The organism is Clostridium acetobutylicum ATCC 824, from assembly GCF_000008765.1.
Classification (GTDB): Bacteria; Bacillota; Clostridia; order Clostridiales; family Clostridiaceae; genus Clostridium_S; species Clostridium_S acetobutylicum.
Genome location: NC_003030.1, coordinates 1,689,932 through 1,714,693 on the forward strand (window position 1 = coordinate 1,689,932; position 24,762 = coordinate 1,714,693).

A 24,762-nucleotide genomic window follows, 5' to 3' on the forward strand; every position below is an offset into this window, starting at 1 on the left:
CGCTTTTTAGAAAATAAATGCAAGAGGTGGAAAGAGCATGAGAATGGTAGATATAATCTCAAAAAAAAGAGATGGAGGAGAACTTACAAAAGATGAAATTTATTTTTTTGTAAATGGATATACGAATGGAACGATTCCTGATTATCAGGTAAGTGCACTTACAATGGCTATTTATTTTAAGGACATGACTGAAAGGGAAAGAGCAGATTTAACAATGGCCATGGTGAAATCTGGAGAAACTGTTGACCTATCGCAAATTGAAGGGATAAAAGTAGATAAGCACTCGACAGGCGGAGTTGGAGATACTACAACACTTGTACTGGCACCTCTTGTTGCAGCTTTAGGAGTACCAGTTGCTAAAATGTCAGGAAGAGGGTTAGGTCATACAGGAGGAACTATTGATAAACTAGAGTCTATTAGTGGCTTTAATGTAGCACTTACAAAGGAAAAGTTCGTAGAATTAGTTAATCGTAATAAGGTTGCAGTTGTTGGTCAAACAGGCAATTTAACTCCAGCAGATAAAAAGCTATATGCACTTCGTGATGTAACTGGAAGTGTAGAATCAATTCCACTAATTGCTAGTTCTATTATGAGTAAAAAGATTGCAGCAGGAGCAGATGCAATAGTATTGGATGTAAAGACTGGTGCAGGTGCATTTATGAAGACGGAGAAGGATGCGGAAGAACTGGCACATGCTATGGTTAAAATAGGGAATAACGTTGGTAGAAAAACTATGGCAGTAATATCAGATATGTCTCAGCCTTTGGGTTTTGCCGTAGGGAATGCACTTGAGGTAAAGGAAGCTATTGATACATTAAAGGGGCAAGGACCAGAGGATTTAACAGAACTTGTTCTAACTCTTGGAAGTCAAATGGTTATGCTAGCTAAGAAGGCAAATACATTGGAAGAAGCAAAAGAAAAGCTTGTAGAGGTAATAAAAAGCGGTAAAGCTTTAGAAAAATTTAAGCTGTTTCTTGAAAGCCAAGGGGGAGATTCATCAATTGTAGATAATCCTGAAAAGTTACCGCAGTCAAAATATAAGATTGATGTTTTAGCAAAAGAAAGCGGCTTTGTTTCCAATATTGTAGCGGATGAAATTGGAATTGCAGCAATGCTTTTAGGTGCAGGAAGAGCTACAAAGGAAGATACAGTGGATTTAGCTGTTGGGCTTGTACTTAACAAAAAAGTAGGCGATAAAGTGCAAAAAGATGAACCAATTGTAACTATTTATTCAAATAGAGAAGATGTAGAAGAGGTAAAAAACAAAATTTATAAGAGTATAGCAATTTCAAAAAAAGCTGTAAGACCAGTGCTTATTCATAAAATTATTACAGAATAAATTTTCGTCATTAAAAAGCCCTATATTCCTAGAGGTTCAACTTAGGAATGATAGGGCTTTTTTTATTTTTGTAGAATAAGTAGCATAATTTTCAAAAATAAGTATTGACACAACTTAAATTTAATATTATAATTCAATTACACTCAATTAGATTGCGCACAATTAAATTTTAAAATGTTATATGGGAGGCAATGAAATGATACAAGAGATTAATGATAAAAGTTTTGTAAATGTTATTTCCAATTCAAAAAAGGTTGTAGTAGTTGATTTTTGGGCTACTTGGTGCGAACCCTGTAAAATGATAGCTCCTATACTTGAAGAAATTGCAGGAGAATTAAAAGAAAGTTTAGAGATTATAAAAATAAATGATGATAAAAATCGTGAGGCTGTAGATAAGTATGGAATCTCAAATATACCAACTATGTTAATATTTAAAAATGGTGAATTACAAGAAAGTCTTACAGGATTTAATCCTAAAAATAAGCTTAAAGAGGTATTTTCCAAATATATTTAAGGAGTGGATTTCTATGGACAGATATGATATAGCGATAATAGGAAGTGGACCTGCTGGATTGTCAGCGGCAATAAACGCAGTCATAAGGAATAAAAAGGTTATATTATTTGGAAGTGATAACTTAAGCAATAAGCTTTTGAAGGCACCTAAAATAAATAACTATCTTGGAATATACGATGTTTCGGGAAAAGAGCTTAAGGAAAAGTTTTTGGAACATCTAAAATATATGAATATAGAAATAAAAAATGAAAAAGTGAATTCAGTATATTCCATGGGAGATTATTTTGCACTTTCATTAAATCAAAAGATGTATGAAGCAACTTCCATAATAATAGCTTCAGGAGTAGAATTTTCAAAACCTTTAAATGGGGAAGACGAATTACTTGGTAAAGGAGTAGGTTATTGTGCCACTTGTGATGCTCCGCTATATAAAGGTAAGACTGTAGCAATAGTAGGGTATACTAAAGAGGCAGAGGAAGAAGCTAATTATGTAAGTGAACTTGCAGGAAAACTTTATTATATACCTATGTATAAGGATAAAGTAAGTTTAAAAGAAGTTATAGAGGTTGTGGAAGACAAACCAATTAGTATATTAGGTAAGGACAAGGTAAGTGGCTTACAAATGTCAAAAGGTGAAATTAATACTGATGCTGTATTTATAATAAAAGATAGTGTATCACCTGGTAAGCTTGTTCCAGGACTTTTAATGAATGGAGAACACATAGCAGTTGATATAGATATGAAAACTAATATAGAAGGATGTTTTGCAGCAGGAGATTGTGCCGGAAGACCCTACCAATACATAAAATCTGCAGGGCAGGGGCAAATAGCAGCACTTAGTGCAGTAAGCTACATAGATAAAATTAAGCTAAATAAAAAAATAATATAAAACAAAAATGAAGGGAGGAAGATTAGATTCTGTATAATAAATATCTAGAATCTAATTGAATAATTATGTCAGTATATGATTTTAAAGCAAAAACAATAGAAGGAAAAGAGGTATCTTTAGATACTTATAAGGGAAAGGTTTTAATAATAGCAAATACTGCAAGTAAATGCGGATTTACACCACAATATGAGGGACTTGAAAAGCTGTATAAAGAATACAAAGATAAGGGGCTCGAAATATTAGGCTTCCCAAGTAATCAATTTGCAGAACAGGAACCAGGAGATAATAATGAAGTAAAGAATTTTTGCAAACTTAATTATGGAGTAACCTTTCAACTATTTGAAAAAACAGATGTAAGAGATGAAAATGCACATCCTTTATTTAACTACTTAACTGAGAATGCTCCATTTAAGGGATTTGATTTAAATCATCCAACAGGAAAAATGCTTTCAGAGGTTTTAGAGAAGAATTTTCCAAAGTTCTTAGAAGGAAATTCAGTAAAATGGAACTTTACAAAGTTTTTAATAGATAGAGATGGAAATGTTGTAAAAAGATTTGAACCAACTTCTGAACCAAGTGATATGGTTAAAGATATAGAAAAGTTATTATAAAATTTGAAGAAGGGCAATAGCAGAATACTTTATGCTATTACTCTTCTTTTTTATTAAATAATTTTAGATATTCACCATACCCCTCTTCTTCTAAGGCTTCTTTTGGAATGAATTTTAAAGAAGCGCTATTTATACAGTATCTTAAACCGCCTTTATCTTTAGGACCGTCATCAAAGACATGACCAAGGTGAGAATCGCTATCTTTACTTCTGATTTCTATCCTTTTCATGTTATAGCTAAAGTCTGTATTAGCTTTTATATTTTCTTTGACAATTGGTTTAGTAAAGCTGGGCCACCCGCAGCCTGAATCAAATTTATCTAAGGATGTAAACAAAGGTTTTCCAGAAATTATATCTACGTAAATTCCTTCAGATTTATTATCCCAATACTCATTATTAAAAGGGGGTTCTGTAGCATTATTTTGAGTAACCTCATATTGTAATGGAGTTAATTTTTTAGATAAATCATCTTTTTTCATTCTACTCTCTCCTTTTGTTTTATAGAAATAGTATATGCATATAAATTATCTGTAAACTTTATTTTTTATTTTAAATGATTCAGTAATTTTATGGTAAAATAAGTATATCATATATGCAGGGAGGTATGTAAAATGGATATAATAAATAATAGAAGAAGTATAAGAAATTACAAAGGAAAAAAAGTTGAAAAAGAAAAAATAGAAAAGCTTTTAAGAGCAGCAATGCAAGCGCCATCAGCAGGGAATCAACAGCCATGGGAATTTATAGTGCTTGAGGATAGAGAAAACATAGATAAACTCTCTAATTTTAGTAAATATGCGAACTCTCTAAAAACTGCACCACTAGCAATTGTACTTTTAGCAGATGAAGAAAAAATGAAAATTTCAGAAATGTGGGAGCAAGATATGGCAGCAGCAGCTGAAAATATTTTGCTTGAGGCTGCTTACCTAGATTTGGGAGCAGTATGGCTTGGAGCTCAGCCTATTGAAGAAAGAGTAAAAAATTTAAAAGAAATGTTTAATTTAAAATCAAATATAAAGCCTTTTTGTGTAATAAGTGTTGGATATCCAGAAAATAGTGAAAATAAATTTATAGACAGATTCGATGCAAAGAGGATTCACATAGAAAAGTATTAAAAGTAGATAATATTTTTAAGGTTATTTGAAAAAGATTATTGTTACACAAGATCATTACTTATAGGAGCGCAATTTGTAGTTGGGCTCCTTTTAAATCTTCATAAAAACTACAAAAAAAGCTATTATAATAGGTAAGGTATTAAAATACTTAGGAGTGAATTTTATGAAAAACATATTGGTAGTAGAGGATGAGGAGAATGTACTTGAAATTGTAAGAGCTTATCTTGAAAAAGAGGGCTACAATGTATATTGCACTACACAAGGACTTGATGGAATAGAATTATTTAAAAAAGTAAAGTTTCAATTAGTTATTTTGGATTTAATGCTTCCAGATATTGATGGGGAAGAGGTATGCAGAATATTAAGAAGAATTTCAGATGTGTACATATTTATTTTAACAGCTAAAGTAGCTCTAAAGGACAGAATAGAAGGATTAAACATGGGAGCAGATGAGTATTTGCTAAAGCCTTGCAGTCCAAGAGAACTTACAGCAAGGGTTAACGCTCTTTTCAGACGAGTTTTTAAGGATGAGAATAATACTGATTTTGATGATGGAAATTTGCAAATATGTAGTGATAAAAGAATCGTAAGAATTAAGGATCAGCAAATAAGTTTAACCCCCAATGAATTTGATATACTATATGCTTTAGTTTTAAATAAGGGGAGGGTTTTAAGTAGAGAACAGTTAATTGAGAGGGTATTTGGTTTAGACTTCGATGGATTCGATAGAACAATAGATGTTCACATAAAAAATATAAGAAAAAAAATAGAAGAGGATACGAAAAAACCGAAATATATTATAACTGTAACTAAACTTGGTTATAAATTTGGTGGTGATATAAAATGAGGAGTATAAGAAGAGAAGTTAGCATTATATTGATATTATGTACAATATCTGGAGTGATTCTATCAGCACTTTTTGTAAATATAGCCATGAATGCTACTTTTAATAAATATATGGTTAATATTCAAAAGCAAAGGAATAGCAGAATTGTAAGTTATTTTGAGGAAATTTATAAGAGAGACAAAAGGTGGACACAAAACTCTGGAGCAGAAATGATGCATGAAGCCTACATGAGTGATTATTGCCTAACGTTAATGGATAATTCTAAAAAAGTTATTTGGGGTATGAATCCTAATGATATTAGAAACAGCAATCACTGGATTATGAAAACTGAAGGTAAAGGTGTATACAGTTCCAAAACCTTTCCGATAAAGGTTGACGGAAAGGTAGAAGGCTATGTTATGGTAGGGCAATATCATGCAGTCATATTATCCGAGGCGGATATCAACTTTAAGAATTCCATAAATCAAGGTATTGGTTTAAGTGCTCTTGTTGCTATTATTATTGTTGCATTATTAAGTTTAATTGTATCAAAAGGATTTTCACGTCCAATTAAAAAGGTTTCAGAGACCTCAGTCCAACTATCTAAGGGAAATTACGAGTTTAGGTCTGAAATAAAAAGCAATATAAATGAAATAAATGATTTAATAAAAAGTATTAATATGCTTGGAGGAACTTTAAAGCACCAAAATCTTCTTAGAAGAAGGCTTATATCTGATATATCCCATGAAATAAGAACTCCGCTTAATGTGCTACAAAATAATCTAGAAGCTATGATAGATGGAATAATACCTGTTACAGAAGATAGGTTAGTTAAATTAAATGAAGAAGTTATAAGGTTTGGTGAGCTTTTAAATAATTTAGATTTACTTAAAAGATTTGAGACTGAGGAGAGTTCAGTGAGTATGAAGAAAATACCCTTAGATAAGATTATAAGGGGAATTTGCAAAGAATTTCTCAATGTTGCAAAAGAAAATAATATAGAAATTCATACAAATATACCTGAGGGCTACTATATGATTTTAGGTGATGAGAATAAGTTAAAGCAAGTATTTATAAATTTATTATCCAATTCAGTTAAGTTTAATAATAAAAAGGGTGATATATGGATTTCTCTTGATGAAGAAGACAAGGAAATAGTAGCAAGGATAAAGGACAATGGTATTGGTATAAAAAAAGAGGATTTGCCATATGTGTTTGAAAGATTATATAGGGGAGATAAAAGTAGACATAAGGCTATTGGAAACGGAATAGGTTTATCTATTGTAAAGACTGTACTTGATATTCATTTAGCACGCATTGAAGTTAAAAGTGAAGAAGGAATTGGATCTGAGTTTACAATATATTTTCCTAAAGATAAAAGGAATAATTAAAAAATTATTCCTTTTATCTAAATTACCTGCCTAAGTATTTTGTTCTTATTTGTTCTAAATCTGAAGTATTTAAATCGTCTACTACTTCTAATGCTTCTATCATGTTATTGTCTTTAACAATTCCATAACTACCGCTAGTATCTATTTTAAAATCTACTTCCACGATGCCTTTCTTTCCATTAAAGGTAGTTACAGTTTGGCGTGTATTTAAATCTATAATAGAATATTCTCCATTAGGGTTATCAAAACCGTTTAAATCTACACTTAATTTTGTCTCTACTCCTTTATTTAAAACAGATATAAGAGGTTGAAATTCGTAGCCCTTTCCCGTAAGTGTTAGAGACTGAGAATTTCCATTTAAGTTAGCCTTATTAACCAAGTTAGCTGTAGGAACCTTTGATATATCACTGCCATAAATACTTGAAGCTTGGGAGCTAGAAGAGGCAGAGCTTCCACCAGTACAACAACTCATTCCACTGCTTGGTTTTGGAATTGAAGAATCTTTTTTTGAGGTATCAACTGAAGCTACATTGTCAACAACCTTTATTACTCCTCTAATCATGCCCATAGAACAACTGAAAGAAATGTCCTTGCCCTTTGGAGTAAACTCAATTACATTCTCACCTGATTTTAAAGTGATCTCTTTGTTTAAATCAGGAATAACAATTGTTCCATTGCAGGAATTTAAGGACTTCCCATCGATAATCCACTTAACAGGTTTGTTTTTTTCAACATACAATCCATTTGGGGTATAGCCATTTTCATCAGCTGTCATTTTAATTACCTGTACTCCATTAACAATTTTTGCTTTAGAAGCTGAGTTGTTAGTGTCTTTTGAAGGTGAAGCCAGAACGGAGTTCTTTATGCTACTAACAGTAGGAACATTAACACCAGCAAGAGCTAATCCACGTCCACCCATTATTATACCTAGAACCATCACAAGAATTCCGCTGAATTTTAATAAAACTTTAGTACTTCCTTTGCTTATAAAACCTGACAAAACACCAAAGGTCATCATTAAAGGAATTGTACCTAGGGAAAATACAAATAGGGATAGTGCACCCTTTATAGGACTTCCCGTACTTAACGCATAAAGCTGCATAGTTTGCAGAGGGCCACAAGGCATTAAACCATTTAACATACCAATAAAGAATGGTGTCTTTGGAGCTTTTTTAAATATGCGTCTTGGAAAAGGTAATTTTAGTTGTATTTTTCTAAAAAGACTAAAACCGCTCATATTTAGTCCCATAATAATCATAAATGCGGCTGCGAATATCTGTAAGAAAGATTTTAAGCCCAGTGAAAGATTAAATACAGAACCAAGAGCACCAACTATTCCTCCTAGTATAGTATAGGATAAAACTCTTCCACTATTATAAAGTATAGCTGATTTTATTGAAGAGCTTTTGTTTCCTTCTTTGGTAATACTTTGAGAAAGCAGTATACCGCCGCACATACCAACACAATGAATAGAAGTTAGTACTCCAACAATAAATATTATGAAGTATGTAGCTCCTTTTAGCTTTGAGGTTATATCAAAGCCAGAAGTAGAGGTGCTCATAAAAACCATAAATAGGGCAATTAAAGCAAATCCAGCTATTTTGTAAATATTTTTAGCTTCTGTTCTGTAACCAGCACTATTTATTTCACTTTTGATTTTTTGTATTGTGCAAATTGTATCATCATATTCTATAGTAACAATTTGTTTAACGAAACTGGCTTTAACAGATATAACACCAGGGAGAGTTTTTAGTGCTTTTTCAATCTTTTTTTCACAAGAGGTGCAGGTCATATCATATACCTTTATACTATCTTTTTTTATACTCATTTCAAACCTCCATAATTTAATTATAGCAATCAATTTCATATGCTAATTGTATTAAATAGTTGTGTAGATTTTATGAAGAAATATTATATTTTAGGATTTTTTAGTAAAATATAGTATAAAGTTATATTTCTTATATGTATTTAAGACATTTGTAATAGTTTTAAAACTTGTTTAGGTTCCTGTAGTGCTTGTGCCATTAGAATATCAGATGCCTTACTTAATATGCTGTACTTAAAATATTCCATAGTTTCCTCTGCCATATCAACATCGGTAATTCGTGAATAAGAACTTGTTAGATTGCATTCTTCATTTTCTAAATTGTTAATTCTAAAATCAATTCTATTTTCATATGAACCTATCTCAGCTCTAGATCTTGAAACCGAATTGATGGCTTGTTGAATAACAGAAATAGATGATTTAGCATTTTGAGGAGTATCTACATTTATTTTAGTTCCATTTATTATATCTGCAAGAGATCTGCCTATATTAAAATAGGACATATCGATATTTAGAAAATCACATGGAGATGAATTAGGTCCTCCTTGTATTGTTACATGTGAAGATGCTGATAGTAAGTCTATACCATTAAAATTTATGGAGACTGATATGTGCTTGACTTCATCTTCTAATTGTTTTAATTCATCTTTTATGGAGTTTCTATCTAAGCTACAGTTTGTGCCATTAGCAGCTTGCACTGCAAGTTCATTCATTCTTTGAAGTATATTTTCAGCTTCATTTAATCCACCTTCAGCAGTTTGAAGCATGGAAAAGCCATCTTCTAAGTTGCGTTTTGAAGCATTTAACCCCCTTATTTGAGCTTTCATTCTTTCAGAAATACCAAGACCTGCAGGATCATCCTTTGCAGAGTTTATTCTCAATCCAGAACTTAATTTAAGGGAAGCTTCATTAAAATATTTTTCATTTATATTTGAATAGTAAAGAATTTTAGCAGCATTCAAATTATGAGCAATTATCATGTTATTACCCCTTTTTAAATATTTATTAGCTACAATATAATTATCGTATTTACATGGGATAATATTACACTTAATAAAAAAATTAGGTGCCATGAAATAGGCTGCAGAAAAAGTTGCTGCAGCCATAAAATATTACCTATTAAATTTTGTTCTAATACTTGTCCAATAATCGCTATTTTCAAGTCCAAGTCTCCATATAGCAACTCCTGATAAATTGTAGGAATTAATAAGATCAAGTTTATAATTAAGGCTTTGTCCATTTTCAAACCATACACTATGATTAATTCCAGACGAATCTACATAATAGAAGTAAGGAGATTGTGATGTTAAATCCCAGTTTATAGTAGCATTATAAGTTGATGCTAAATTATATGTTCCGGAAATGCCATAGGCTTTAGTAGGATTAGAAGACCAATCGTAGCCATAGGCAGCAGCTCCAAGCATAATCTTTGTAGTAGGAATAACTGTTATAGCATATTTAATTACATTTTCAACCCAACCGATTGAAGCTATAGGTCCAGGAGAGCCTCCTCCGTAATGTTCGTCATAAGTCATTAATATAACTTGATCTGCTGCTTTAGCAAGGGCAGCATAATCAAAAGCACCGTTCCAAGCAGCTGTAGGGCTGTCACTAGTTTTTGCAGGAACGCAAATAGTTACGTAAAAACCTTGTGGGTTAAGTGTACTATAAAGTTCATTCATAAAAGTTGTTAAATAGCTTCTGTCATAATAGTAAACCCCTTCTAAATCTATATTAACTCCTTTATAACCATTTGCCTTTAAAGAGGTTAATATATTGTTTATTAGATTTTGTCTGTTTGTACTGTTTTCAAGTAAAGTTTGTGCTACAGCTCCATCAAAATTGTTTTCAATTGTAGCAAGTGTTTTGATACCATTATTATTTGCATAAGTTACTTGGTTTGTTGGAACTAATCCTGAAATATTTCCAACACCATCTGTTGTATAAGTATGAGTTGCAATCTCATCAATTGTACTTGTGTTTGCAGCTATTGAATTATAAGAAGATGTATCTCCTGAATAATAATAAGTTGTAAATCCAAGTACTAGTTTTTTAGAAGCTGGTTGTGTAGTTAAAGCTGTAGTTGTAACGCTTATGTGTGTAGAGTCAGCTGAAATACCATAGGAATTATAAGCTCTTACAAAGTACCAATATTTTGTGCCGGAACTTAAAGAAGTATTTTTGTATGTATTGGTAGACACTGTGGCTAGCAAACTATAATTTGAATCGGAAGATATTGCTCTGTATATCCTATAGCCAGAAGCACCTGAAACTGTTTGCCAGCTTAAGGATATGTCACTAGAGGTTACAGAAGTAGCAGTTAGGCCTGTAGGCGCTGGCGGAGCAGTTTTTGCTGTGGTTTTTGTGAGAGGCTTTGCAAATGCAAGTGTGCCGTTGAAAATGATTACAAGCATAACGGCCAAGAATGTTAAAAGTTTTTTACGAGTACTCAAGGTATATTCCCCCTTCTTAATTTTATAATAATACTTCTATATCGAATAAAAATACAATGAGTTCACAAGTAATTTATAGCGATTATACCAAGTTTTCTAGTGAGTTACATTAAAAAGGTACATAAGGTATATTAATAATTTATTCAAAAAACTGTAATGCGGTATACGGAAGTTATTGCAAGCCTTACATAAAAGGAATAAAATTATATAATGAAAGTGTACAGTACAGAGATTAGGAGAAAATTATGAAAAGATTTATTATTAAATCGGATAGAATTGGTTTTTCTATTTGGGAGGAGACGGATTTAAAGGAAGCTTTGGAGCTTTGGGGAAACAGCAATGTTACAAAATATATTACTGCAGATGGTAAAATGTCAATAGAGGATGTAAAAACAAGGCTTAAAGTAGAAATAGAGTTTTATGAAAAATATAAAGTTCAATATTGGCCAATTTTTTTAAATGAGACAAGTGAAAACCTAGGTGTTTGTGGATTGCATCCTTATAATATTAAAGATAGTGTTTTTGAATTAGGAGTACACCTTAGAGAAAAATATTGGGGGATAGGAGTTGCTGAAAAAGCATGCAATTTAGTTATGAGATATGCATTTGAAAATTTACAAGCCAAGGCAATTTTTGTTGGACATAATCCTAATAATAAGGCATCTAAAAAATTGATCAAAAAACTTGGCTTTACATATACACATGATGAGTTTTATGAACCTACAGGATTGTATCATCCTTCTTACTTAATTACATGTAATGAGTTTATTGAAGTAAAGAATAAGCTTAAAGGGGGAAAGATAATTGGGAAAAATAAGTAGTCTTTTCAAGTTAAGACCATTCGTTAAAAAGTATCGTGGCATTTTTGTACTTGGTATTTTAGGAATGATTATAAGTTCTATAGTACAAACCCCTGTTCCGTACATAATAGGTTATTTGATGGATAAGGTGCTTTTAAATAAGAGAAGTTATAATAAGTTATATATGTATATTCTCATAATAGCAGTACTTTATATATTACGGTACATAATTTCGTATCTTTCCAAAGGTGTATTCGTAAAGGTGAGTAATCTAGTTGTAAATGAGATGAGATGCAGCGTTATGGATAAGGTAATGAACTTACCCATGAGTTATTTATCTAAAACAGAAAAGGGCTATGTTCAAAGCCGAATAAATGAATGTAACTCTATAGGAAATATATTTTCACCATCTATTATAAGTGTTTTTTTAAGTATTATAGATGCTACTTTGGCTATGATAACTATGTTTTTAGTAAATTATAAATTAGCGTTTATTGCTCTTTTATTGGCACCAGTTTTTTTCTTTTTGTCAAAATTATCGGCTGAAAAATTTATGAAAAATACAAGGGCGATGATGGAATCAAGTGCATTTTTAAATGGGGAATCTTTTGAGATAATGAATGGAATAGAAGATATTAAGATTTTAAATGGTAAGAAGGATAAGCTTAATAAATTCAAAGAAAAGTTAGAGGAACTTATAAATGTTAGTATAAAACAGAGTAAGTCTATAGTTCTCTTTATAGAAAATACACAAGTAGTAAGTAACTTTGGTTCCCTCATAATTTTACTTATTGCTGGAATTTTAATTTTAAATGGACAATTCACAATTGGTCTTTATACTTCGTTTTCTATGTATATAGGCAAAGTTTTTTCAAGTGCTGGAGCTATTGCTACAATGGGAACAACAATAAAACCTGTATGTCTTAACATAGAAAGGCTTTATGAGCTTTTAGAAATGAAGGATGAGAATTATGGAAGAGATAAGTTCATAGATAAAAAAATAAAAGATATTAAATTAGAAAATGTGAGTTTTAAGTATGATGAAAATAAGACTGTACTAAAATCATTAAGTTTTAGGATAAAAGATGGAGAAAAGGTTCTTATCAAAGGAGAAAATGGAGCAGGAAAATCAACGCTTATTAAACTCTTATTAGGACTTTATAGTACAACTTCAGGTAAATTATTATATAATAATGTAGATATAAATGAAATAAATACTGAAAGTTTAAGAAAAAGAATAGGCATAGTATCTCAAAATATATTTTTATTCAAGGGAACAGTACTTTCTAATATATTATATGGACAAACTGGTAAAAGTATAAAAGATGTAGAAGAGATAATAAAAAAACTAAGCTTAGAGGAGTATGTAAATAAAATGCCTAAAGGTCTCAATACTGAAATAACTCAAAATACTTCAGGAGTTTCAGGTGGGCAAGCTCAGATAATAGCATTTATAAGAGCAATGCTTGGAGAAAAGGATATAATTATTTTAGATGAGCCTATTTCCAATGTGGATGCGAGTACTCGAGAAGTAGTTATGAATATATTAAGTAGGAAAAGCTTTGGCGGAATACTTATAGTAGTATCTCATTTAATTGAAGGAATGGATTTTATAAATAGAGTAATTGAAATATAGATAAATAAAAAATACAATCAGCGAGAAAAAGTCTTTAAACGAAAGATTTCTCGCTGATTTTTTATGAATAAAAATAAATCCGTATAAACTATAAAATCGTGTTATCATACAACTTTTGATTTGTTTTTGAAATATTGCTGGGTTATTAAATTGAATTTTACTTTTGGAATTGATAATATGCTTTCATAATTTTATTATATTTTAATAAAAAACATAATAAAAATTCGAAATTGCAAAAATGTGTAAAATAAAATGAAAAAAAACAGAAAAATAATAAAAACATATAAATATGTAAAATATTGAGTCGAAAAATAGTAAGAGAATTGAATTTTTATATAAAAAATAGTAAGCTTGCTATTTTTTAAACTTTATTTGTTTTTCAAAAAAGAAATAGTAAGCTTATTATACTTCATGTTTATAAAATCTGTAATATCTTCCTTGACGGAATCAGGCAATTGACGAAACTTTACTATTAAATTTGATTCTTCTGGTTTTAGAGTTAAGTTGTTTGAATTTTTTTTATCTGTAGATAAGATATAATCTGCATCAACGTTATAAATTTCACATAATCGAATCAAAGTTTCAAGGTCAACACGTGTACGGCCGGTTTCAAAGCTGCTTATTTTTTGGAAGGTAGATCCAATTATTTTGGCTACATCTGATTGTTTTAAATTTGCGTTTTCGCGTGCTGCCTTTAATTTACGACCTATTTCATGCTTAAACATTTAAATATCACCTCCATTCCATTATTTTAATCTACTCAAATATGCACTGTCAACATAAAATTCAACAAAATAACGAAAAAATATTGAAAAACAACAAATTTTAGAGTATTATATTATTGTATTCAACAAAATAGAGAAAGGAGGAACAGAATATGACATTTGACGAGCAATTTAAGATAGAACTGAAAAGATATATGCAAGATAATTTTATTAACCCAAACATACTTGCAAGTAAAGCTGGAATAAATAAACATGTTTTTACTGAAATACTTAATAATACGTCTCGCAAAGTATATGGAGATGAAGTTGCTGGAATATGCAATGCTACGGGATTAACCCTTAAAGAAATACTAAAATTAAATAAGAAGGACAACCCATATGTAAGTATGAACAAAAGCAGTGCTGTTCACAGAACTTAAAAATCAATTTGCTCAATTAAAAATTGTTGAATAAAAAAATAAAAATAAATATTATATATATCACGATTTAAATATTAATACCTAGATTAAAGATAAGAATAATAAAGATTGTTGAAAATACTATGAAATATTAACATAATTAAAATTTGCTCTTACATTATATGGGGGTCTAACTTAACTGTTTATTATGTGGGATTATAAATGAGGAATTAAGTTAAGGTTAGTTCCCTTATATAAGGTTTTTAAATTAATTTTTGAAATTTTAATATGTATTAGTTTGAATGTTCTACATTATTAAATATGTATGAATGGAGCTTTTATTAAAAACCATAGAGCAATGAAATGAAAGGTGGGAACTTTTGGTTTTTAGATATTACTGATACATGTAAACTGAAAACTAGAGTGAATTATGAAATTAAAGAAGCATAAAAGTAATGAAAAACTTTTAATTTGCTGCACGGTAATTTTTACCATAATTTACCTCGTATGGAGAATTACATGCACATTACCTTTAGGAGGTACAATAGTATCTCTTGTGGCAGCAATTATACTTTTAGTTGTTGAAATAATGGGTGTGTTTGAGGCGGCAGTTCACTTTTATAATATGTCTAATATAGAGCAACCTGAAAGACCGAAGGTTTCAGAGGATTTATTTCCAGATGTTGATGTTTTTATTGCAACTTACAATGAACCTAGAGAATTATTGTATAAGACAATAAATGGTTGCATTAACATGGATTATCCTGATAAGAAGAAAGTACATATTTATTTGTGTGATGATGGCAATAGAGACGAAATGAAAGAACTCGCTGATTATATGGGCATAAACTATATAACGAGAATTGAAAGAAAGGGTTCAAAAGCAGGAAACTTAAATAATGCCATGGCACATTCCAAATCACCACTTATAGCAACCTTTGATGCTGATATGATTCCTATGCATGATTTTTTAATGGCATGTGTTCCATATTTTCTTACAGAAGAGAAGGTTGGATTTATTCAAACCCCTCAAAGTTTTTACAATCCAGATTTGTTCCAATATAACTTGTTTTCAGAAAATAGAATACCTAATGAACAAGATTATTTTTACAGAGATATTCAAGTTGCAAGAAATAAAACAAACTCCGTAATTTATGGGGGAACAAATACTTTAATATCTAGAAAAGCACTAAATGATGTTGGTGGATTCTATACAGATGCAATAACTGAGGACTTTGCAACAGGAATATATATTGAAAGCAAAGGATACCATTGCTATGCAATAGATGAAATACATGCATCAGGTCTTGCACCAGAGGATTTAAAAGGCCTTGTAAAACAGCGTGAAAGATGGGCAAGAGGCTGTATACAGACTGGAAAGCGTTTGAATATACTTGGTATAAAAGGTCTGAACTTAAAACAAAAACTAAATTATTTGTCATCTATTTCATATTGGTTTTCTGGAATAAAGAGATTTGTTTATATTCTTTCACCAATATTATTTTCTGTATTTGGAGTAATAGTAGTAAAATGTAATCTTCCACAGGTTCTAATTTTTTGGCTTCCTATGTATTTATTGACAAATGCATCACTTAAAAGGCTATCGAAAAATATAAGAACAAATAAATGGACAAGTATATATGATACTATTTTATTTCCATCACTTATTATTCCAGTAATTTTAGAGACTATAGGTATATCACAAAATAAATTTGCTGTAACTAGAAAAGGTGGAGCTGTCAGTGATAAGTCATATCAAAGGAAGAAGGCTATTCCGCACATTATACTTGCAGTTTTATCTGTTATAGGAATAATAAATTGCTTTAGGCTAATATTTGCAAAGAATACACTAGCTTACGCAGTGGTATTATTCTGGTTAGTAGCTAATTTATATAATATATTAATGTCGGTATTCTTTATGCTAGGTAGAACACCTCACAGAAAATCAGAAAGAGCTTCTGTAAGCATAGATTGCAGTATTAATAAGAATGGAAAAGAAGTAAAAGGCGTAACAAAAGATATTTCTGAAGGTGGAGTTTCTGTTGTTTTAGATGAGCCAATAGATTTATATGAAGATAATTCAGTTGGAATACAGTTGTTAACAGATAGATACTCATGTAATTTTGAAGCGGAAGTTGTTCACGTGGACAAGGTTCAAGATAAATGGAAATATGCCTTTAAGACAACTGGAATTGAAGAAAATGATTTTAGACAACTTCTTTATATAATATATGATAGAGTACCTGTACTTCCTAAGCACATAAGCAAGAGTAACAGTATTTTTGATGATATACGATTGAATGTACTTACAAGAGGAAAAAAGGTTAATCAATTTAATAGAAAACATCCAAGACTTGAAATAAGAAAGAAGCTTCAGTCTGAAGAATGTGGAGAAGTGGAAATTATCAATTTCAATTATGAATATGCACTTGTAAAAACAGATTCTGAATACAACAATATAAAGCATATCAATATTTCTATTTTGCCAGAAGTTACAATTAAGTGTTCACTTGATAAGAAAATGGATTATGAAACAAATAAAAAGAAAAAAAATAAACCAGTTGAGCAGTCTATTCAGCTTTATAGAATTGATAATTACAGTGAAATTTCTGAAATTACAGAACTTCAAACGACATTAAATAAATGGGCAAATGAGTATGAGGCTATAAAGAAAATAGAAAATAAGAAGAAAAAGAAGGCAGGTCCTTCTGATGAGCTCAACGAAATGGCATATTTATAAAATGGAGGTATAACATGGCTTTTAATAAAGTATTCAGAAAATTATTAGTTTCTTTTTCTGTGATATTTTTTATTACTGGAAGCAGCACATTTGCAAGACAAACACACGCAGCTAATATTCCTCTAGAGGATACTAGAATTGCAGGTAATGCAAATACAAAAATTACGCCTAGTAAGACAGGTGACTCAATAGATGTTAGTGCAAATTCAGATAATTTGAAAAAGGGATATTATTCATCAGTTATATACAAGGTTACAGATGAGAATTGGTCTAATAGTGGAGAGTTTTCATTTAGCATTAAAAATAAATCTAAAGATGCTATGCTGATGAATTTTGTTTCACAGTTAAAAGATGGTACAAAGGTTGCTGTTTCAAACAGTGGTTTTGTAATGTTAAAACAAGATGGAACTAACTTAGTAAAAAGAGTTAGAACATCTTACGGAGAATTTGAAATTCCAAAGGGATTCACAGGAAAGGTATATATACCTCTAGACGGGTTAGAGAAAGATGGTGACGTTAAAAATAAAACAGATTACGATCTTTCTAGTGTAGTGTCTTGGGCATTAGTAGCAACTATGCAGGAGAATGAAGAAAAGAATTTTGAGGTAAGTTCAGTAGGCTTGCTTGGAAAATCAGGGGAAATATATAATGATGGTAAAGTTAATTTTGTATTATCAGGAGATTCAGATGTTCAGGTACCTGTTCTAGGAGAATCTATATCATTATATAAAGCTACATCTCCAGGATTAGATCCTAAAACAATAAAGTATAAAATTGAAAATCCAATAGATGGTATTAGAATAACAGATGAAGGTAGACTTATAATATCAAAAAGAATAAAACCTCAGAATATAAGCATCCTTGTTTTTATAAATAATAACTTGGCTGAAACAAAAACAGTTAGACTTTATAATTCGTGGACTTTAAGTATTAAAGGAAAAAGTCTACCAGATCCTTCTACAGTACCAAGCTTAATGACCGGATTTTATAAATTTATTTTAAATGGATACACAATGAACACTATAAGAGTTCTTTTTGTTGCAATAGCTGCAGCATTTGGTGGTTTGTTTATGTTTTGGAGGAAGAGATTCGCTGATAACGAGTAATCCATAAATTTAAGGAAAAATTTCGTTATGAAAAAAGATTTTATTAGTAATATTACTTTTAATTTTCATAATATGCGATATATCTTTAAAAAATATGAGTGAAATAGCGAAGATTTCAAAGGAAAATAGTATTCATCTAAAAGAAGAGATATCAGAAGTAGATTCAAGAAATGTATAAAGGTAGAAAGTTAATTGGAAGCGCAAATGATATTAAATGGGATACTGAAGTTGAGAATTACTACTTTAATCTCATAAGAAGGTTGGATTTATAATGTAAGGGTTTCTAATTATACTAAAGATTTTTATAAATTATATTCTTGATGAAAGCTTTATGAATAAAGTAGATGAATATATTAAATATACTTTGAAGGATAATCTAATTGTGGTACTAGACTTTCACCATTTTGAGAAGATAATGGAGAATCCGGAAAAGTATAAACAATGTTTTTTAAGTGTATGGAGACAACTCTCAAAAGGGTATGAGAACTACCATAATAAACTTATGTTACAAGTTTTTTTAAAGGAAGAGTTGTGAAATCAGTATTATGAACCAAATTCATTCACATTTCAGGCAAATGAGTACTTAGTGTTTCAAAATATGAAAATGTAAGATGAGCGGGTACTAAAAATGAAGTTGACAATATAAAAAAGAAATTTGATATGGTTCAAAAATTGGCTAAGAAAAAACAAAGTCAAAGTATTCATGGGAGAGTTTGATGATAACAAATTGGCTCCGTCGAATGATAGACTATTGTTGGACACAGGCCGTAAGAAAGCAAGCTGAAAATCACGGATCTACTTGAGGAATTGAGGGCTTTGTTCTCAATTTATAATATAAGACTCAAGTGCACGAAAATGGGATTACGACATGCTTCATACACTTATACCTAAAAAGAATAAGGAGAGATAGATAGTGTTATTTTCAAGTATTGTTTTTTTATTTTACTTTTTCCCAGCAGTCTTGCTTTTATACTATATTTGTTCTTTTTCAAGAAGATTACAAAATGTAGTTCTACTTTTTGCAAGCTTGGTTTTTTACGCATGGGGTGATTTTAGTTTCTTAGGAATTATGATTGTATCCATAATTATAAATTATATTTTGGGTCTCCTGGTGGGCAAATTTAGAGAAAAGAAGCTTCTTGCTAAATTCTTTATTTTTGTAACCTGTGCATATAATCTTGGCATGTTATTTGTATTTAAATATTTAGGATTTGTTGTAAAGAATATAGATAAAGTAGGAAATTATAAACTCAGTATTCCTAATATAGCTCTTCCTATTGGTATATCTTACTTTACATTTAAAGCTATATCTTATGTGGTAGATGTATATAAAAATAAGGTAGAAGCAGAAAAGAATCCTTTAAATATTGGATTATATATAGCGTTTTTCCCTGAAGTTATTTCAGGACCTATTTCACGTTATGTTAAAGTTGGAGAACAAATAAAAAATAGAGAACATAGTTGGCAGAAATTTTCTGTAGGAGCTTGCAGATTTATTACCGGATTAGGTAAAAAAGTTTTAATATCAAACAGTGTGTCAATTATAGCTGATAAAGTTTTTACAATGAACACAAATGGTCCTGTACCAGTTACTTTGGCTTGGTTAGGTTCTATTGCATATACAATTCAAATATTTTTTGACTTCTCAGGTTATTCTGATATGGTTATAGGTCTTGGACTTATGTTCGGATTTAAAATCGACGAAAACTTTAATTATCCTTACATATCAAAATCGATAACAGAATTTTGGAGAAGATGGCATATATCCTTGAGTTCATGGTTTAGAGATTACATCTATATTCCATTAGGTGGTTCAAGAGTTGACAACAAGGATAAGCTAATAAGAAACTTATTCATAGTTTGGGTTAGTACAGGAGTATGGCATGGTGCTGAGTGGACTTTTATAATGTGGGGATTTTTAAATTTCGTATTCATTGCGTTAGAAAAAGTATTCTCATTTGATGACCTTAAAATAAATCCTGTTATCAAACATATATATGCTCTTTTTATAATAAACCTTGGATGGGTTCTATTTAGATCAGAGAACTTAATTCAGGCTGGTAAATATGTTGCCTGCATGTTTGGCTTAAGAGGTAATGCTTTTTGGAGTAATTACACTTTTATGTTTGTAAAGGAGAATGCAGTCATATTTATAGCGGCAGTTATACTTTCAATGCCTATTGCTAAGAAAGTTAACAAGCTTGTTTATGATAAAGTGCCGGGATATAAAATATTAAATGGAGTATATCCAATTGCTGTATTAGGAGTATTCTTTGTATGCATTTCCTATTTGATAAAGGGAACTTACAATCCATTTATATATCTTAAATTTTAAAAAGAGGAGTAATGAAATACAATGAAAACAAATATGAAGAGGAGCAAGGAAAAGAGTACAAGTGGAATTTTTGGTAAGAAGTTTATAACATCTATCATATTCATTATTTTCCTCATTTCATTTTCAGCAGAGAATTTAATTGTTTCCTATAAACCGTTAATTGAAGCTTATAATAATCAGAAAAAAGCTTCCGCTTCGGTTAAAGATACCATAAGTTCCGTTCAATATGCTATGGAAGATAATGTGTGGATGAAATATAAATTTGTAGATACATATAGCTATGTTCAAAGATTGATGTTTAAAAACGAGGAATCAAATTTTGAAGTCGTTAAAGATAAAGATGGAATTCTTCATTATACTTATTTTGCCGATCAAGCTAATCCTGTATATGAATTAGCAAGAAGAACTGAGGCATTTAAAAATGGAATTAAAGGTAAAAATGTAAAATTCGCATATATTATGCCTCCAGATAAGTACATTGCAGGAAAAACACAATTTCCAACTGGAATTCCTTATAATTATGTAAATGAAACTACGGATAAATTTCTTGATATTCTTAAAGAAAAAAATATAGATACAATTGATCTTCGCAAAAACTTAGATAAAAGTGGTATACCAGCAGATAAGCTTTTTTATAGAACTGATCACCATTGGCAAATACCAACTGTTTTCTGGGAATTTGGACAACTTGTAAATACGTTTGATAAGAAATATTCTTTAAATCTTGATCCTAATAATTTTTACACAGATAAGAATAATTATAATTTTATAACTTATAAAGATGCTTTTGCTGGATCAATGGCAAGAAAAACGGGAATAACATATTCGGGAGATGACGATTTTATACTTGCATATCCTAAGTTCAAAACCTCGTATAATTACTATAGTAAAACAGGAAAATTAATTTTTAATATGAACGGAAGATTTGAAGAGGTACTTTTAACAACATCACCTTTCAGTAGTAAGTACAAGGAATATGATACAGAAGGGGATAAGTATTCTATGTACCTTTTAGGTAATCAGGGAATTACACATATAACTAATAAAAATAACCCTAATGGACCTAAAATGTTATTTGTTAAGGACTCATTAACAGTACCTCTTGCAGCATTTTTATCGACTGTGTGTTCCGATGTTTATTTAGTGGATCCTAGATATTACAGTGGCAGCATTCCTAAGTTTGTAAATAGCGTTAAGGTAAATTATGTATTTATATCATATTCACCACAGGATTTAAGTACTGATTTCTTTAATTTTTATGAGAAAAAATAATAATATTAACAAAGATAAGGATAGGTAGTTTTATGATTTTATTAACAAAAATTACTTTGCTTTTGTTTTCAAGTATTTTCTTTAGTTATATATTATATATGAAATCTCATAGCTTTAAAAAGATAGAACCACGAAAATGCAGCTTAAATCTCATGATTATAGGAATGGCATTTATTGTTGTGGGAGAATTTTTGAATTTTATATCAAGCTTTGTAAAATACAGAGTTGATATATATGTTTCGTTTTGTTTTATTTTAGGAGCTATTCTCTTTGTTATATTTGCTATAATTTTTTTAAACTCTGTAGATAATACCCTTAAGTGTCTCTACGGTTGTGTATATGAGGATGCAATGACAGGAGTTTATAATAGAAACGGGATTAAAAAGATTTTTAAAGATACTATTAATAAGGAAGATAACTTTTTTGTTATGAGTTTTGATCTTGATGAAACTAAAATAATTAATGATAATTTTGGTCATTTAGTCGGCGATGAGTATATAATAAGTGCGGCTAGAGCTATAAAGGAAGTCTTAGGTGCCAAAGGGGTTGTAGGACGAACTGGTGGAGATGAATTTGCTGCCATATATATTTCTACAGACCAAGAGGAACTTAAAAAAGTTAAAACTCATATAAATAAAAGGGCTTCGGAAATTTTTAATGGGTCAAATATAAATATTAGTATGGGGTTTTCAACCTATAAAAAAGATGGAAAGAATATGAAGGAACTTTTTGATTTAGCTGATAAAAGGATGTACCAGGACAAGAAAAACAAAAGAAAAGCAGATCAAAGGTTTTAAACAAAGTGCCTGAAATTAATTAATTTTAGGCACTTTTAATAGATTTTAAGAGATAGTAAATATCACCGTAAAATAGGGAGTTTTAGCTTTAATTAATTATTTGTTGTTATATAGAGAGAGTTTCTTGTTAATAATATAATAGATAAATTTTTAGTATATGAAGCTGAAAAAGTAGAAAATAATCTGGTAAGTGGAGGAATTGTTATGGGAAATATTATTGTTAATACAGTTAAGAGATGCAAAGTAAAAGTTAATGGCAGTGCTTTTAGTTTACTAGCTGGAGCTTGCGATTTAGATAAAGAAAACCTTGGATTTTGTAAACCAAAGCCAAGTCCACCATGGAAGGCAAAATTATACGAGATGGCATAAACTATTATGATAGGTTTAATGGTATTTAATGGGTAAATGGCTTGTAAAAGACATCTAAATCTTATACATATAGTTAATAATAAAATAAAACTGAAGAAAATCTTCAGTTTTATTTTGTATTATGTTGAATTTAGTGTAAAATATATATTAAAGTTAATTAATGGACTTATAGGCTAAAACATGTAAGAACATAAATTAAATGTATTTAATATATGGTTATAATGAGATTTATGAAGGTGAATTTATAAAAAAAGGACAGATGAATACCATGGTTGAACTAAGAAAGCTTATTGTATTTTTACTTTCATTTACTTTTCTTTTATATTTATTATATGTAGGAATCAATATTTCAAAAAAACTGAGGATAAGAAGGTCACCTTTCTTTTTAATGATATCTGGTGTTGGTCTTATTACTTTAGGTACTTTTTTAGATGCTATTGACAAATTTATAGATGTAGGAATAAAAAATGTTATAGCCGCATGTTTTACTTTTGGAGCAATACTGTTTGTTGTATTTATAATATTTTTATCAAACAACTTTGTGTGTACAGTATCTTTATTATATGAGGATGCAAATATGGACAAAATGACAGGTGCTTATAATAGGAAGGGAATTAATGAAATATTTCAAAGAAGTATTGCTAAGCAGAATAGCTTTTATCTTATGTTATTTGATTTAGATGAAACAAAGAGACTAAATGATAAATATGGACATGCAGTTGGAGATAAATACATAATAGGAGCTTCAGCAATTATAAAGGATACTATAGGCAACAAAGGATTTGTAGGCAGAATTGGAGGAGATGAGTTCATAGCGCTTTTAAAGCTTGAAAATGAAGTTGATGTAGAGAAAATTAAAAAGCTTATAAAAGATCAATTTTGTGAAAGCTTTAAGCAATATGGAGCCAACATAAGTATAGGATATTCGAGGTTTAAAGAAGATGGACAAGAGTTTGAAGAGATTTTTCAAATAGCAGACAAGAATATGTATGATGATAAAAAGAGTAATAAAAAGAATAAGGCTTGTTTTTAACGTTAATTCTTATTTATTATAATTTATTGTTTTATATTAAACTATATAATTAAATAAACGGATGGATATATAAAGCGTTGGCAAAACTTACTGTGCCAACGCTTTATTGTTATGATAAATTTTTTAATAACAAATCTATATCAGTTTTTATTCTTTTCAAGGTTTCAATATCTGTATTTGTTGATTTTAAAACACAACTAGGAATTTCCAAAGCATCTTTTTTTAATTCCTCGCCTTTTTCTGTTATGTTAACTGAAAGTAATCGTTCATCTAGAGAAGATCTTTTCCTTACAATTAAATTAAGCCCTTCTAGCCTTTTTAAAAGTGGCGTTAGTGTACCAGAATCAAGGTATAGTTTATTTCCAAGATCTTTTAGTGTTATAGACTTTTCTTCCCACAATACAAGCATAACTAAATACTGTGGATATGTTAAACCTAGTTTATTTAAAAAAGGTTTATATACTTTTGTTATAGCTCTTGAAGAGGCATATATAGAAAAGCATAGTTGATATTTTAGTTTGAGTTGCTCACCATCTTGCATAATAGTTCCTCCTCCGTATAGGTTTATAGCAAATTAAGCATTATATAC

Annotated in this window: 24 protein-coding genes; 18 read left to right on the forward strand and 6 right to left on the reverse strand. The window is 30.1% G+C overall.

Annotated elements, in window-relative coordinates; all coding sequences use genetic code 11:
* Positions 1 to 37 precede the first annotated feature (37 nt).
* The 4 genes from CA_RS08070 (at position 38) to CA_RS08085 (ending at position 3,353) form a co-directional block, all read left to right on the forward strand.
* Positions 38 to 1,339, forward strand: coding sequence for a pyrimidine-nucleoside phosphorylase (locus tag CA_RS08070; protein ID WP_010964854.1), 1,302 nt, complete (start codon positions 38 to 40; stop codon positions 1,337 to 1,339).
* A 196-nt stretch (positions 1,340 to 1,535) separates the two neighbouring features.
* Positions 1,536 to 1,853 (forward strand): thioredoxin, encoded by a 318-nt coding sequence (gene trxA, locus CA_RS08075; protein WP_010964855.1) that lies wholly within the window; start codon positions 1,536 to 1,538, stop codon positions 1,851 to 1,853.
* A 13-nt stretch (positions 1,854 to 1,866) separates the two neighbouring features.
* The gene (locus tag CA_RS08080; protein ID WP_010964856.1) at positions 1,867 to 2,742 is read left to right on the forward strand and encodes an NAD(P)/FAD-dependent oxidoreductase; all 876 of its coding nucleotides are present in this window, start codon (positions 1,867 to 1,869) and stop codon (positions 2,740 to 2,742) included.
* Between the two features lie 65 nt (positions 2,743 to 2,807).
* Positions 2,808 to 3,353 carry a glutathione peroxidase gene (locus CA_RS08085; protein ID WP_010964857.1) on the forward strand — a complete coding sequence of 182 codons (546 nt, stop codon included), beginning with the start codon at positions 2,808 to 2,810 and terminating at the stop codon, positions 3,351 to 3,353.
* Between the two features lie 37 nt (positions 3,354 to 3,390).
* Here the strand turns inward: CA_RS08085 and msrB are convergent, their stop codons facing one another.
* Positions 3,391 to 3,831, reverse strand: coding sequence for a peptide-methionine (R)-S-oxide reductase MsrB (gene msrB / locus CA_RS08090; RefSeq protein WP_010964858.1), 441 nt, complete (start codon positions 3,829 to 3,831; stop codon positions 3,391 to 3,393).
* A gap of 132 nt (positions 3,832 to 3,963) precedes the next feature.
* Between msrB and CA_RS08095 the strand changes: the two genes are divergently transcribed.
* The 3 genes from CA_RS08095 to CA_RS08105 all read left to right on the forward strand — a co-directional run bounded on the left by CA_RS08095 (position 3,964) and on the right by CA_RS08105 (position 6,684).
* Positions 3,964 to 4,467: a nitroreductase family protein gene (locus CA_RS08095; protein WP_010964859.1), complete on the forward strand. Its 504-nt coding sequence runs from the start codon at positions 3,964 to 3,966 to the stop codon at positions 4,465 to 4,467.
* 163 nt (positions 4,468 to 4,630) lie between these two features.
* Positions 4,631 to 5,314, forward strand: coding sequence for a response regulator transcription factor (locus tag CA_RS08100; protein WP_010964860.1), 684 nt, complete (start codon positions 4,631 to 4,633; stop codon positions 5,312 to 5,314).
* Positions 5,311 to 6,684, forward strand: a complete 1,374-nt coding sequence (locus CA_RS08105) for a sensor histidine kinase (protein ID WP_010964861.1) — start codon at positions 5,311 to 5,313, stop codon at positions 6,682 to 6,684. Before CA_RS08100 ends, CA_RS08105 begins: the two co-directional genes overlap by 4 nt.
* Positions 6,685 to 6,706: 22 nt before the next feature.
* Here CA_RS08105 and CA_RS08110 read toward each other — a convergent pair whose 3' ends face one another.
* The 3 genes from CA_RS08110 to CA_RS08120 all read right to left on the reverse strand — a co-directional run bounded on the left by CA_RS08110 (position 6,707) and on the right by CA_RS08120 (position 10,962).
* Positions 6,707 to 8,512, reverse strand: a complete 1,806-nt coding sequence (locus CA_RS08110) for a sulfite exporter TauE/SafE family protein (RefSeq protein WP_010964862.1) — start codon at positions 8,510 to 8,512, stop codon at positions 6,707 to 6,709.
* 140 nt (positions 8,513 to 8,652) lie between these two features.
* Entirely contained in the window at positions 8,653 to 9,489 is an 837-nt protein-coding gene (locus CA_RS08115; protein WP_010964863.1) for a flagellin, read from the reverse strand.
* Positions 9,490 to 9,621: 132 nt separating this feature from the next.
* On the reverse strand, positions 9,622 to 10,962 hold the full coding sequence (locus CA_RS08120) for a glycosyl hydrolase family 18 protein (RefSeq protein WP_010964864.1): 1,341 nt from the start codon (positions 10,960 to 10,962) through the stop codon (positions 9,622 to 9,624).
* A gap of 245 nt (positions 10,963 to 11,207) precedes the next feature.
* Between CA_RS08120 and CA_RS08125 the strand changes: the two genes are divergently transcribed.
* Together CA_RS08125 and CA_RS08130 are read left to right on the forward strand one after the other, a co-directional pair.
* Entirely contained in the window at positions 11,208 to 11,783 is a 576-nt protein-coding gene (locus CA_RS08125; protein ID WP_010964865.1) for a GNAT family N-acetyltransferase, read from the forward strand.
* Positions 11,767 to 13,398, forward strand: a complete 1,632-nt coding sequence (locus tag CA_RS08130; RefSeq protein ID WP_010964866.1) for an ABC transporter ATP-binding protein — start codon at positions 11,767 to 11,769, stop codon at positions 13,396 to 13,398. The genes CA_RS08125 and CA_RS08130 overlap by 17 nt, the downstream gene beginning before the upstream one ends.
* Before the next feature lie 368 nt (positions 13,399 to 13,766).
* Here the strand turns inward: CA_RS08130 and CA_RS08135 are convergent, their stop codons facing one another.
* Positions 13,767 to 14,123 (reverse strand): helix-turn-helix domain-containing protein, encoded by a 357-nt coding sequence (locus CA_RS08135; RefSeq protein ID WP_010964867.1) that lies wholly within the window; start codon positions 14,121 to 14,123, stop codon positions 13,767 to 13,769.
* A gap of 152 nt (positions 14,124 to 14,275) precedes the next feature.
* On the opposite strand from CA_RS08135, the gene CA_RS08140 reads away from it, so the two are divergent.
* From CA_RS08140 to CA_RS08180, 9 genes are all read left to right on the forward strand, one after another.
* Positions 14,276 to 14,542 (forward strand): helix-turn-helix domain-containing protein, encoded by a 267-nt coding sequence (locus tag CA_RS08140; protein ID WP_010964868.1) that lies wholly within the window; start codon positions 14,276 to 14,278, stop codon positions 14,540 to 14,542.
* A 409-nt stretch (positions 14,543 to 14,951) separates the two neighbouring features.
* Positions 14,952 to 17,261 carry a glycosyltransferase gene (locus CA_RS08145; protein WP_010964869.1) on the forward strand — a complete coding sequence of 770 codons (2,310 nt, stop codon included), beginning with the start codon at positions 14,952 to 14,954 and terminating at the stop codon, positions 17,259 to 17,261.
* A gap of 14 nt (positions 17,262 to 17,275) precedes the next feature.
* A complete protein-coding gene (locus CA_RS08150; protein ID WP_010964870.1) occupies positions 17,276 to 18,367 on the forward strand; it encodes a hypothetical protein in 1,092 nt (363 codons plus the stop codon).
* A gap of 313 nt (positions 18,368 to 18,680) precedes the next feature.
* A complete protein-coding gene (locus CA_RS08155) occupies positions 18,681 to 18,902 on the forward strand; it encodes a cellulase family glycosylhydrolase (RefSeq protein ID WP_275541669.1) in 222 nt (73 codons plus the stop codon).
* A gap of 378 nt (positions 18,903 to 19,280) precedes the next feature.
* Positions 19,281 to 20,702 carry an MBOAT family O-acyltransferase gene (locus CA_RS08160; protein ID WP_010964872.1) on the forward strand — a complete coding sequence of 474 codons (1,422 nt, stop codon included), beginning with the start codon at positions 19,281 to 19,283 and terminating at the stop codon, positions 20,700 to 20,702.
* 21 nt (positions 20,703 to 20,723) lie between these two features.
* Entirely contained in the window at positions 20,724 to 21,974 is a 1,251-nt protein-coding gene (locus tag CA_RS08165) for an alginate O-acetyltransferase AlgX-related protein (protein WP_010964873.1), read from the forward strand.
* A 32-nt stretch (positions 21,975 to 22,006) separates the two neighbouring features.
* Positions 22,007 to 22,771: a GGDEF domain-containing protein gene (locus tag CA_RS08170; RefSeq protein WP_010964874.1), complete on the forward strand. Its 765-nt coding sequence runs from the start codon at positions 22,007 to 22,009 to the stop codon at positions 22,769 to 22,771.
* 204 nt (positions 22,772 to 22,975) lie between these two features.
* Entirely contained in the window at positions 22,976 to 23,140 is a 165-nt protein-coding gene (locus tag CA_RS08175) for a hypothetical protein (RefSeq protein ID WP_010964875.1), read from the forward strand.
* A gap of 199 nt (positions 23,141 to 23,339) precedes the next feature.
* Complete coding sequence (locus tag CA_RS08180) at positions 23,340 to 24,173, forward strand: GGDEF domain-containing protein (RefSeq protein ID WP_014518927.1); 834 nt, start codon at positions 23,340 to 23,342, stop codon at positions 24,171 to 24,173.
* 109 nt (positions 24,174 to 24,282) lie between these two features.
* On the opposite strand, the gene CA_RS08185 is transcribed toward CA_RS08180, so the two are convergent.
* Complete coding sequence (locus CA_RS08185) at positions 24,283 to 24,714, reverse strand: MarR family winged helix-turn-helix transcriptional regulator (protein ID WP_010964877.1); 432 nt, start codon at positions 24,712 to 24,714, stop codon at positions 24,283 to 24,285.
* Positions 24,715 to 24,762: the final 48 nt, after the last annotated feature.